Below are 11,669 nucleotides of genomic sequence, written 5' to 3'. Positions count from 1 at the left end.
TCCAGTCCCATTCCCGTATCCACCGAGGGCTTTGGCAAAGGCTTCATCCCTACATCCAGCTGCCGGTTGTACTGCATGAAGACGATGTTCCAGATTTCAATAAAACGATCGCCATCCTCTTCCGGAGTTCCGGGCCGACCACCCCAGATATGATCACCGTGATCATAAAAAATTTCAGTGCAAGGTCCGCAAGGACCGGTATCTCCCATCTGCCAGAAATTGTCAGAAGCGTATGGAGCTCCCTTGTTGTCGCCAATACGAATGATATTTTCAGCGGCAACACCAATTTCATTCAGCCAGATGTTATAAGCTTCACCGTCTGACTCATAAACCGTAACGCAGAGAAGCTCAATGGGCAGTTGCAGTTTTTCAGTCAGAAAAGTCCAGGCAAACCGAATGGCGTCATGCTTGAAATAGTCGCCAAAACTGAAGTTACCCAGCATTTCAAAAAAGGTGTGGTGACGAGCGGTATAGCCTACATTTTCCAGGTCATTGTGCTTACCACCAGCGCGAACACACTTCTGGGATGACGTTGCTCGTCTATAAGTTCGCTGCTCCCTGCCAAGGAATGTTTCCTTGAACTGGTTCATACCTGCATTGGCAAACAGCAGGGTTGGATCGTCGTGAGGCACCAGAGAGCTACTGGGTACAACTTCATGCCCATTTTCTCTGAAGTATTCAAGAAAAGCAGAGCGAATCTCAGCACTTTTCATATAGTTCACACGAGTCATACAGGTCTTCCAAACGGGAGATTAAATAGCAATCTATAAAAAACGATCATTATATAGAAGGGAAAGAAAAACAGCCATGCAGGCTCTGTTTAAGTCAAATGTTGTTCGAATGGGTTAGAGTTAGCATTGCAGATCAGTGCGTTAGAAAGTTGGAAATCTCACGAACGACAAACACTCAATGCGCCGTAAACTGATATTGTTTAGACCTGTCTCTGACACTACGATACAGGCTGTCGTGAAACTCACTGCGCCTGCGGGATCTGACCATCTCCAGCCGCCGTCTTCATACACTGAAAGATGAGGTCACTTCATCAGCCAGTCTTTTCCTGCGCGAATCAGAGCACATTCTGACAGAATCACTTCTTTTTTCAGTTTTTGAACGAACACAAACCTCAATAAGGCTCCCATCACTTTAGAGACCTTCCTCTTTTAAGTTCTCAAATGGTAGAAACACGTCAAAATCCGGGTAACGAATCGAGCTTTACCTGAAACTCATGAAAGCTATGTTCGCGACGTGTCAGCAAATCCCCCGGCCAGCACGTCGAATACCTTTGTCAGAGCTTCCAAAACTTATTCTGTTAGAAGTTCATCCTGAAGTTTTGTGTCTGTTTTTGCGGAGGTTTCTGACCCAGGCTCAGCACTGCCCAACAATTCAGCTCGAATCTGCATTTCTATCTCTTCAGCAATCTTTGGGTTGTCGTTCAGATATTGCGCCGCATTGGCCTTACCCTGACCAATTTTCGTACCTTTATAGGAGTACCAGGCACCAGACTTCTCAACCAGCTTCTGTTTAACGCCCAGATCAATCACTTCACCCATGTGGTAAATGCCCTGACCATAGAGAATCTGGAACTCAGCCTGACGGAAAGGAGGAGAAACCTTGTTCTTGACCACTTTAACCCGGGTTTCATTACCGATGATTTCATCACCCTGCTTCACTGCACCGGTTCTGCGAATATCCAGACGGACAGAAGAGTAGAACTTGAGAGCATTTCCACCCGTGGTAGTCTCGGGATTACCAAACATCACGCCGATTTTCATACGAATCTGGTTGATGAAAATGACCAGACAATTTGCCTGCTTGATAGAACCAGTGATTTTTCGCAGGGCCTGGGACATCAAACGAGCCTGAAGGCCGACGTGGGAGTCTCCCATATCCCCTTCGATTTCAGCTTTAGGAACTAAGGCTGCAACGGAGTCGACAACGATAACATCAACCGCACCGGAGCGAACCAGCATATCCGTAATTTCCAACGCCTGCTCTCCGGTATCGGGCTGCGAAACGTAGAGGTCATCAACATCAACACCCAGCTTACCAGCGTACTGAGGATCCAGAGCGTGCTCCGCATCCACAAAAGCACAGGTAGCCCCCTGCTTCTGAGCTTCTGCAATCACACTGAGTGTCAGAGTGGTCTTACCAGAAGATTCAGGACCAAAAATCTCAACCACACGCCCCTTTGGCAAACCACCTATGCCCAATGCAATATCGAGTTGCAGTGAACCTGTAGAGATAGCTGGAATGGCTTCCTGCTTCTGTTCACCCATGCGCATGACCGTTCCTTTACCAAACTGTCGGTCAATCTGGCCCAGAGCCGCCGCCAGTGCTTTCTTTCTATTCTCATCCATTATTCAAATCCACCTTATGTGTGCTGGCTACTATTCTTTAAATGTTAAAAACCTCAGATACTGTATATTTAAACACTATCTGTATATTTGTCCAGCATTTATCTGGAAATTGCATCCACCAATTTAATCAGACCATCAAGAGCAGTCTCAACGGCTTGTCTTCTCACCTGCTCTCTATTACCGGAAAAGTGAAAAACCTCGGTCGTCACCTGATCATCAAAACACCAACCAATCCATACAGTACCCACCGGCTTGTCATCGGTTCCACCTTCTGGACCAGCAACTCCTGAAATGGAGACACTCAAAGGCACAGAAAGGCGCTTGACCGCACCTAACGCCATGCTTTCCACTACAGGTTGACTGACAGCACCGTAACGATCAATCAATGCAACAGGAACACCCAAAAACTTGTGCTTCATGTTATTGGAGTAGCTGACAATGGCGCCTTCAAACCAGCATGAGCTGCCGTCAACAGACGTAAAAGCCTGACTGAGCCAGCCACCCGTACAAGATTCAGCAGCAGCCACTTTCAATTTTGCGGCATGAAGCTTTCCGGCCAGCAGTTCCAGCTTTTTGTTAAAATCTCCGGACATTAATCTCGCCTCTGGCTGATATGAGAAAAAGCCTTTTGATCAAAGTTAGATATACATTCAACAGCCCATAGCTGCCAATGGCTAAAGATAAACCATTGTTCTCATGAAAACAGCCAGCTTTTCATAGTAAAATGATGGATTGTTTATTAACAACCTGAATTCAAGGCTTACCCTCATCTATGAGCCCGCGCAAAGACACCCTAAGTCAGCATACACCGATGATGCAGCAATATCTGCGTATCAAACAGCAACACCCGGAACATCTGGTATTTTATCGCATGGGTGATTTTTACGAGCTGTTCTATGACGATGCCCGCAAGGCTGCCGAGTTATTAGATATAACACTGACAACCCGGGGACAGTCTGCCGGTGAGCCCATTCCCATGTCAGGTATCCCTTACCATGCAGTTGAAGGTTACTTGGCTCGTCTGGTCAGACTTCGCGTCTCTGTCGCCATTTGCGAGCAAGTTGGCGACCCGGCCACAACAAAAGGCCCCGTTGAAAGAAAAGTAGTTCGAATCCTGACCCCCGGCACAGTGAGCGACGAAGCACTTCTGGACGAACAGCAGGACAACCTTCTGACCGCTTTAAGCCGATCAGAAGATCAATATGGAATAGCCTCTCTGGATATCAGCAGTGGTCAATTTACAGCAGTAGAAGTCGCGAGCGAAGAAGCCCTGATGGCAGAAGTTGAGCGTATCAACCCTGCCGAAATTCTCATCAATGACAGCTTTGAATGGCCGGCCCAGGTTATTGAGCGCCCGGGAACGACCAAACGCCCCCCCTGGGACTTTGATCGTGACAGCGCCTATGAAGGATTAACCCGCCAGTTCCAAACTAAAAACCTGCAAGGATTCGACTGTGAATCGTTGACTATCGGCCTTGGGGCGGCAGGCTGCCTTCTACAATACGCCAAGGAAACACAGAGAACCGCCCTGCCCCACATTCGAAGCATACAGCGGGAACTTCGCGAAGAAAGCGTAGTCCTTGACGCAGCCAGCAGAAAAAACCTGGAATTAAGCCAGAACCTCAATGGTGGTCGAGATCACACCCTTTTGTCCGTACTTGATAAAACAGCGACCGCTATGGGTAGTCGATTGCTCTCAAGATGGCTGAACCGCCCCCTTAGAAACGCTCATAAGCTGCAAAAACGCCAATCTATTATCTCAACAATAAAATCGGGCTATTACTTCGAGCAGATTCAACCCTTGCTTCGCGGCGTTGGCGATATTGAACGCATTCTTGCCAGAGTAGCGTTAAAATCAGCTCGTCCAAGAGACCTGGCTCGCTTGAGAGACGCCCTGAATCAGCTACCTGAACTACAAATCATTCTCAGAACGATTGATAATGAGGACATTCATAAACTGGCTGAAGCCATCGGCGAGCATCCTCAGGTTGCTAATCTGCTGAGCCGGTCTATCGTCGAGAACCCCCCTGTCATCATCAGAGACGGTGGAGTCATTGCGGAAGGCTTTGACAAAGAGCTGGATGAGTTTCGTGCTCTCAGTCAGAACGCTGGCGATTATCTTGTTGAACTGGAAAAAAGAGAGAAAGAGAGGACAGGACTACCCAGTCTGAAAGTTGGCTTTAACAGGGTTCACGGCTATTACATTGAGCTCAGCCGAAGAGAATCTGAAGACGCCCCTGTAGACTACATACGTCGCCAGACACTGAAAAATACTGAACGATTCATCACACCGGAATTAAAAGAGTTCGAAGATAAGGCTCTATCAAGCAAAAGCAGAGCGCTTTCAAGAGAAAAAGCACTGTATGACGAATTAATGGACGAGCTTTTGGAAGCTCTGGGCCCTCTTCAGGAAACGGCCATGAGCACCTCCGAACTGGATGTTCTGAACAACCTGTCAGAAAGAGCTGAGGCTCTGAACTTCTGCAAACCTGAACTGAGTTCGGATCCTGGCATCCATATTGAGGATGGTCGCCACCCGGTTGTCGAACAGGTGCTGACAGAACCCTTTGTGGCCAACAATATAGAATTCCATGCCACCAGGAGAATGCTAGTCATCACCGGTCCAAACATGGGTGGTAAATCGACCTATATGAGACAAACGGCATTAATCGTTTTATTAGCTCACGTAGGAAGCTTTGTTCCTGCCAGTCACGCAAAAATTGGTCTGGTAGATAGAATATTCACCCGAATAGGTTCATCCGATGACCTGGCCGGTGGACGATCCACGTTTATGGTGGAAATGACTGAGACAGCCAATATTCTTCATAACGCCACAGCAAGCAGCCTGGTTTTGATGGATGAAGTAGGTCGGGGAACCAGCACCTTCGATGGTTTATCCCTGGCCTGGGCTTGTGCTCATCACCTGGCAGATACTGTTAAGGCATTCACCCTGTTCGCCACTCACTATTTTGAGCTGACTCATTTGCCAGACGAGTGCAACTCAGTTGTCAACGTTCACCTGAATGCCACAGAACACGACGAAAAAATTGTATTTTTGCACTCAGTTCAGGATGGCCCTGCCAGTCAGAGTTACGGTTTACAGGTGGCTCAACTAGCAGGCGTCCCGAGAAATGTAGTCACTCAGGCACGCTCCAGACTGCACCAATTAGAAGAAGGCTCGTCGGCACAGACTGTGCCACAAACTTCAAGGCAGGCCAAAACGGTTTGTAAACAGAACCCGGTTCAGGCAGATATGTTCACAGCTTCTCAGCCACATCCGGCCGTCGAAGCACTCAAGGAACTTAACCCTGACAACCTGTCCCCCCGGCAAGCTCTCGGGTTGCTATACGATCTTAAGTCACTGACTTCAAAAAACTGACTATGCTCATAACCGCTTGAACTACTACCTTATAAACAATGCTGGTAGACTTTACGCCTCAACTGGTTGAGCCGTGTGCCAAACCAGTAAGGGATATGCGATTAGAAATGTCATTCCTGATGGTGACATTTCATAAATGTATTTTGACTGACTTACCATCAGCCTGAACAAACGGAGTGTAACCATCATGACTTTCGTAGTGGGTGAAAACTGCATCAAGTGCAAATACACCGATTGCGTGGAAGTGTGTCCCGTAGATTGCTTTTACGAAGGGCCCAACTTTCTGGTTATCCACCCGGACGAATGTATCGACTGTGCCCTCTGTGAGCCTGAGTGTCCAGCCAATGCGATCTTCTCCGAGGATGAGGTACCGGAAGATCAGCAGGAGTTTATTGAACTCAATGCTGTACTCGCTGACGTCTGGGATAACATTACAGAAAAAAAAGACGCACTCCCTGATGCTGAAAAATGGGATGGTGTGAAAGGCAAGCTCGAGCATCTGGAACGCTGAGAGCGCCCGATATCCGGGGGCTAAGAGCTATGCAGAAATGTCTTGATAACTGCTTTCAATGGTTCGAGCACCAACTCTTCCCCAAACAAAAAGCCATGACCCCGAGATCATGGCTTTTTTATTGCCAAGACAATGCTATCAACTGAACAGGGATTCTCCAGACAACCCCTGTTTCTCAAGGATAGAGCGCAAGCGCTTTAGAGCCTCGACCTGTATTTGCCTGACCCTCTCTCTTGTCAGCCCAATCTCCTTGCCCACTTCTTCAAGGGTGCTGGTTTCATAGCCCCTTAGACCAAACCTTCTGGCCACCACCTCACGCTGCTTTTCAGAAAGTTCACCCAGCCACTTGTCCAAACTGTCGTTGAGATCAAGATCCTGAAGCAGTTCTGCCGGATCAGACTCCTTCTCATCAGAAATAGTATCAAGGATGGACTTATCAGAATCCGGGCCCAAAGGCGTGTCAACTGAAGTGACACGCTCATTAAGCCCCAACATTCTTTTAACATCATCAACCGGCTTATCCAGCAGATGAGCGATTTCCTCCGGGGTTGGATCATGATCTAGCTTCTGAGTCAGTTCACGAGCCGCCCGGAGGTAAACATTGAGTTCTTTAACCACATGAATCGGAAGACGAATGGTACGTGTCTGATTCATAATGGCTCGCTCAATGGTCTGACGAATCCACCAGGTAGCGTATGTTGAAAAACGGAATCCGCGCTCAGGATCGAATTTTTCAACCGCCCTGATGAGACCCAGATTTCCCTCTTCAATCAGATCCAGAAGTGTCAGACCACGATTGACATATCGCCTGGATATCTTGACGACCAGACGCAAGTTACTTTCAATCATACGACGCCGACCCGCCTCAACGCCTCGACGGGCAAGACGCGCATAATGCACTTCTTCCTCTGGTGTCAACAGAGGTGAAAAGCCAATCTCGTTGAGGTAGAGCTGAGTGGCATCGATAGACTTATAGAAGCCATCATCATCGCGACGGGCTCTACTGTAATCTGACGCACTGGGTGTAAACGTCTGCGGTGCAGGTTCTTTCTCTTCAACTTCTTCGTTTTCATTAAGATCAGAATCCAGCACGTTATCAATTTCACTCTTTCCCTGGGTAAAATCCTCGGCAAAACTACTTTGCTCTGAGTCATCCCTCTTTGCTGCCATAAGAGTCAGTCCTATCCGAAAGCCCCACTGTCTGTCGAACAACCAACTGAGGGTTGAGCCGACACCCGTGAGATCCCTCTACCGACACCACATATTGAAATCAGCGTTCAGGCAGGAATCGCATTGGGTCGACCGGTTTGCCATTATGCCGAATTTCAAAATGCAGCTTAGGCTCTGTCGTTCCTGTAGAACCTATTTCGGCTATCTTCTGGCCTGCTTTAACTGAGTCTCCTTCACGCACAAGCAACTCCTTATTGTGAGCGTAAGCGCTCAGATAGCTGTTGTTATGTTTCATAATAATCAGCTTGCCATAACCAGCGAGTTCACTGCCAGCATACACGACCTCGCCTGTGGCTGCTGCACTTACAGGCTCTCCCAATTTGCCTCTGATATCAATCCCTTTATTCAGCCCATTGCCGTTGTTGTACATACGCACCACTTTTCCATTGGCCGGCCAGTGCCAGCTTGAAATGTTGGATAATCGTTCTGTTTTATCAGCTGTTTTCACTGGTTTTTTTTTAACCACATAAGACTTTGATGAGGTTGTGGTGCTCTTTCTTACAGGACTCGAAGAACGGGATACATAACTTGAGGGAGTCAAGTTAACATGTTGACCCGGAAAGATAGTATAAGGTTGGCGTATTCCATTGATAGCAGCTAACTCTATGAAATCTCTACTATAAAGCCAAGCTATAGAAAAAAGGGTCTCACCGTCACGGACTATATGACTGCCACTGCTTACTTTTGGTGGCAGCCTGAGCTCTCTAACCTGAACTGAGGAAGGATCATGGGCACATCCGGTCAGTAACAGAATCAATGTTATCCAACTGACTATTCTTGAGCAAACACTCAAATTAATTTCTTGCTCAAGACGATTGCCTGTCATTCACTCTGCTCCATACTTGGTCACCGAGGCACACCTCAAAATATAATAAATTTAGATATATTTGAATTTTCTTAATCTAAAAAAATATATCAATACAGGTAATAACGCCTACATTTCGGCGAAATTCACCTAGGAAATGTCACGACTGCCGAAACACTCTTTTCATATCAGACCGGTTCCACACTATTGGCAATCGATTTGAGTTCATTAGACCGCAACATCGACATACCATTCCAGAAAGGAGCTATGGAACGGGGAAGATCAGCAACCCATAGTTCATGATAATGAACCGGTTGATTATCTGTTCAGAAAGAGAATTTAATAATCAATCTTCAACAAAGCGACTACCGAATTTTTCAAGCAGAACAACCAGCAAGATACCTGCCAACATCAAGGCAATCGATGGCAATAGGTAAGCCGAGTGACCGGACAGCGTTTCATAGGCCCAGGGAGAAATATTTCTTTCCAGAAAAGGAACTTCCTGACCCGAACTGTTTATTCTTGTTTCCAGTGTTTCTTTCCACGGCCATACTTTTCCGAGGGCACCCAGCATCAAGCCCGTCAAGAGCGACAGAGCCAGATCACGATGCTGTTTTAACAGCCAGGCAAGGACATGAGAAAATGTCAGCAACCCGACAATACATCCAGATCCAAATGCTGTCAGCGCCAGAATATCCAGACCTTTCACGGCAGCTAAAACAGCGGGGTACAACCCCATCAACAGCAGGATAAAACTGCCGGAAATGCCCGGCAAAATCATTGCAGATATAGCAATACAGCCGGCAAAGAACAACATCAGGTAGGAAGGAGTCAGAGATGTAGGCGTCAGTCTCCCGATAAAATAAGAGACACAACAACCGAATACAAGAAGTATCATGGAGGAGACACTCCAACTCTTTATCTGTTTGAGCATATGAATGCCTGAAATCAATATCAGGCCAAAGAGAAAAGACCAGATGAGTTCCGGGTAGCCTTCCAGCAGGTACGTAATTAGATGGGCAAAACTCAGTATACTGAACAAGATTCCGCCAAACAGCAGAATCAGAAAATTCCCATCAATATACTTCCAACACTGAGCAATCCCTTCGGATTTAAGCTTGATCAGTAAACCGGGATTAATACTCTTCAAGGCATTTAACAGGCGATCATAGATACCGGTAATAAAGGCAATGGTACCTCCTGAAACGCCAGGAACGACATCGGCAGCCCCCATAGCTATCCCCCTGAGCAAAATACTCAGACCTTCTTTCATTTTTGACATAATCCAACCTGTCTTATTCTGTAAAGCGTAAATCAGTATCAGACCCGTTTATCTTTTCAGAGTAATCTCAATGACTTTCATTCATGAAACACGAAGAAGTGTATTATTTCTGAACCCCATCCAGCAATGGCACAAAGCGCACGGCTTCGAGCATTTCTTTCTTGAAGGTATCTCCCTGACGGGTGATCAGCAATAAGTCCTGAACACCGCGACCTCCAACTGGAATAATTAGACGACCATTACCCTCCGATAACTGCTGCAATAGCTCCTCAGGTATCTGATCCGGGGCAGCTGTTACAATGATTCCATCAAAGGGGCTCATGACTGACCAACCCATACCACCATCGCTGAGTTTAAGCTGAGCATTGTGAATAGACAGCGTTCTGAGCAGTTTCTTTGCTCGCTCATGAAGGGGTTTGATTCGCTCAACAGAGTATACTTTCTTTACCAGCGGCGAAAGAACCGCTGTCTGATAACCTGACCCTGTACCTATTTCAAGTACTCTGTCGAGTGGACCTGCTGCCATGAGAGCCTGTGTCATTCTTGCCACAATATAAGGTTGTGACAGTGTCTGCCCAAAGCCAATAGGCAGGGCAGTATCTTCATAAGCTCTGTGAGACAGGGCTTCATCCACAAACAGATGTCTCGGTGTGTTGCGAATAACCTCAAGGACATCGGTAGAGTCGATCCCCTGATCTGAAAGTCGATTGATCAGACGCTCCCGGGTTCTCCGTGAGGTCATTCCTATACCATGAATATCAATCTCTTTCATATCAGCTGCCCAGCCATTCACTGAGCTGAGAAAGCGTTGAATGATGAGTCTGGTCATACTGAAGGGGTGTCACTGAGACTAAACCTTCAGCAATAGCATAGAAATCAGTGCCCTTGCCCGCATCCTGTCCCTTACCGACAGGAGCAATCCAGTAAACGGGCTTTCCCCTGGGATCCATTACTTTTAAAGGTTTCTCCGGTCTTTCCCTGTGCCCTAAACGAGTCACCGCCATGCCCTTGAGCTCTTCATAGGGTCTATCAGGAACATTAACATTTAACAGGGTTCCTTCTGGCAGGGATAATTGCGCAAGTCTGAGAATCAAATCTCTGACAACCTTGCCTGCTGTAATAAAACCTTGCTCTCCCTTGCCACAGGCAGATACAGCAATGGCAGGCAACCCCATAAAACGGCCTTCCAAAGCGGCACCTACCGTCCCTGAATAAAGAACATCATCACCCAGGTTGACACCATGATTGATACCGGAAACGACAATATCAGGCTTTTGCTCCAACAATGCATTGACCGCCAAATGAACGCAATCAGCCGGTGTTCCATCGACACTGTTAAAACCATTGGAATGTTCAGTCACCCTCAGGGGACGCCCCAGAGTCAATGAACTGCTCAAGCCCGAGCTGTTTCTATCAGGAGCAAAGACAATTCGCTCACCCACGCCTTCGAGTGAACTGTAAAGGGTGGCCAGCCCGTTGGCTGCGACACCATCATCATTACTTAGCAGTATTCTCATCAAATCTTCCTTCAATGCATTGCATAGCTTCCCTTAACACCGCTGTTGCAAAGCAGCCTTTTGGCAGAGAAAATTCAAGCTGGATACAATCACCTGATAACCATTTCCAGTTCATGGCTGCAGGCATTAGACGAATGGCTCTCCTCTCATGCTTTAAACCTGCTTGCTCCAGGCCCTTACTCAACAACGGGTTGCGACCTGAAATCCTTTTTTCCATCTTTCTGCAATCCGATCCGGAAAGCAACTCCCCTTGCCCCCACAGAGGAGCTGTCAATGAGACTTCTCCGGCTTCAATTCTTGTCATCAGGTTCTGGTCATGATCCCGCAGGATCAGACTACCACTGTCTTGAAAACCAGGTACATCACCCTCAAGGTAGCGGGTCCAGTTTTTCTGACTGACACGCTCAGAAAGGATCTGATTAAATATCCAGGATCGTGCTGCAGACAGATACATAGAGCGTTTGTTTTTATCAACCCTCAAATGACCGGAAAACATCAGTAACGCCCGATCAACGTTAGCCCCCTCAAGACCAAAGCGTTGTTCTCCAAAATAGTTAGGCACACCCTGATTGGCGATGACCCTCAGAC

11 protein-coding genes and 1 pseudogene are annotated in these 11,669 nt (G+C 47.2%); 2 read left to right on the top strand and 10 right to left on the bottom strand.

Annotation, left to right across the window (positions count from 1 at the left end; genetic code table 11):
• From KDK19_RS19910 to KDK19_RS19900, 3 genes are all read right to left on the bottom strand, one after another.
• Positions 1 to 713, bottom strand: a 713-nt coding sequence (locus tag KDK19_RS19910) for an alanine--tRNA ligase-related protein (RefSeq protein WP_257292710.1), incomplete at its 3' end; no start/stop codon positions are given.
• A gap of 588 nt (positions 714 to 1,301) precedes the next feature.
• Positions 1,302 to 2,357: a recombinase RecA gene (gene recA, locus KDK19_RS19905; RefSeq protein ID WP_257253782.1), complete on the bottom strand. Its 1,056-nt coding sequence runs from the start codon at positions 2,355 to 2,357 to the stop codon at positions 1,302 to 1,304.
• Positions 2,358 to 2,455: 98 nt separating this feature from the next.
• Positions 2,456 to 2,950 (bottom strand): CinA family protein, encoded by a 495-nt coding sequence (locus KDK19_RS19900; RefSeq protein WP_257281112.1) that lies wholly within the window; start codon positions 2,948 to 2,950, stop codon positions 2,456 to 2,458.
• A 179-nt stretch (positions 2,951 to 3,129) separates the two neighbouring features.
• Between KDK19_RS19900 and mutS the strand changes: the two genes are divergently transcribed.
• Both mutS and fdxA read left to right on the top strand, forming a co-directional pair.
• Entirely contained in the window at positions 3,130 to 5,736 is a 2,607-nt protein-coding gene (gene mutS, locus KDK19_RS19895) for a DNA mismatch repair protein MutS (RefSeq protein ID WP_257253786.1), read from the top strand.
• Between the two features lie 187 nt (positions 5,737 to 5,923).
• Positions 5,924 to 6,247 (top strand): ferredoxin FdxA, encoded by a 324-nt coding sequence (gene fdxA, locus KDK19_RS19890; RefSeq protein WP_257253788.1) that lies wholly within the window; start codon positions 5,924 to 5,926, stop codon positions 6,245 to 6,247.
• A 138-nt stretch (positions 6,248 to 6,385) separates the two neighbouring features.
• On the opposite strand, the gene rpoS is transcribed toward fdxA, so the two are convergent.
• The 7 genes and pseudogenes from rpoS to truD form a co-directional block, all read right to left on the bottom strand.
• Entirely contained in the window at positions 6,386 to 7,417 is a 1,032-nt protein-coding gene (gene rpoS, locus KDK19_RS19885; protein WP_257253789.1) for an RNA polymerase sigma factor RpoS, read from the bottom strand.
• A 100-nt stretch (positions 7,418 to 7,517) separates the two neighbouring features.
• Entirely contained in the window at positions 7,518 to 7,943 is a 426-nt protein-coding gene (locus tag KDK19_RS24605) for a peptidoglycan DD-metalloendopeptidase family protein (RefSeq protein WP_257292709.1), read from the bottom strand.
• 87 nt (positions 7,944 to 8,030) lie between these two features.
• Positions 8,031 to 8,303, bottom strand: a pseudogene (locus tag KDK19_RS24600) (LysM peptidoglycan-binding domain-containing protein); the annotation flags it as partial.
• A 325-nt stretch (positions 8,304 to 8,628) separates the two neighbouring features.
• Positions 8,629 to 9,564 carry a DUF368 domain-containing protein gene (locus KDK19_RS19870; RefSeq protein ID WP_257292708.1) on the bottom strand — a complete coding sequence of 312 codons (936 nt, stop codon included), beginning with the start codon at positions 9,562 to 9,564 and terminating at the stop codon, positions 8,629 to 8,631.
• Positions 9,565 to 9,667: 103 nt separating this feature from the next.
• Positions 9,668 to 10,336 (bottom strand): protein-L-isoaspartate(D-aspartate) O-methyltransferase, encoded by a 669-nt coding sequence (locus tag KDK19_RS19865; RefSeq protein WP_257281116.1) that lies wholly within the window; start codon positions 10,334 to 10,336, stop codon positions 9,668 to 9,670.
• Position 10,337: 1 nt separating this feature from the next.
• Positions 10,338 to 11,081 (bottom strand): 5'/3'-nucleotidase SurE, encoded by a 744-nt coding sequence (gene surE, locus KDK19_RS19860; protein WP_257255284.1) that lies wholly within the window; start codon positions 11,079 to 11,081, stop codon positions 10,338 to 10,340.
• A partial coding sequence (gene truD / locus KDK19_RS19855) for a tRNA pseudouridine(13) synthase TruD (protein WP_257292707.1) occupies positions 11,062 to 11,669 on the bottom strand: 608 nt, incomplete at its 5' end. The genes truD and surE, both read right to left, overlap by 20 nt.

It is taken from the genome of Endozoicomonas sp. ONNA1 (genome assembly GCF_024606325.1).
Lineage (GTDB): Bacteria > Pseudomonadota > Gammaproteobacteria > Pseudomonadales > Endozoicomonadaceae > Endozoicomonas_A.
Note: the sequence above shows the minus strand (reverse complement) of the source record. Positions and strands in the feature narration are given on the sequence as shown.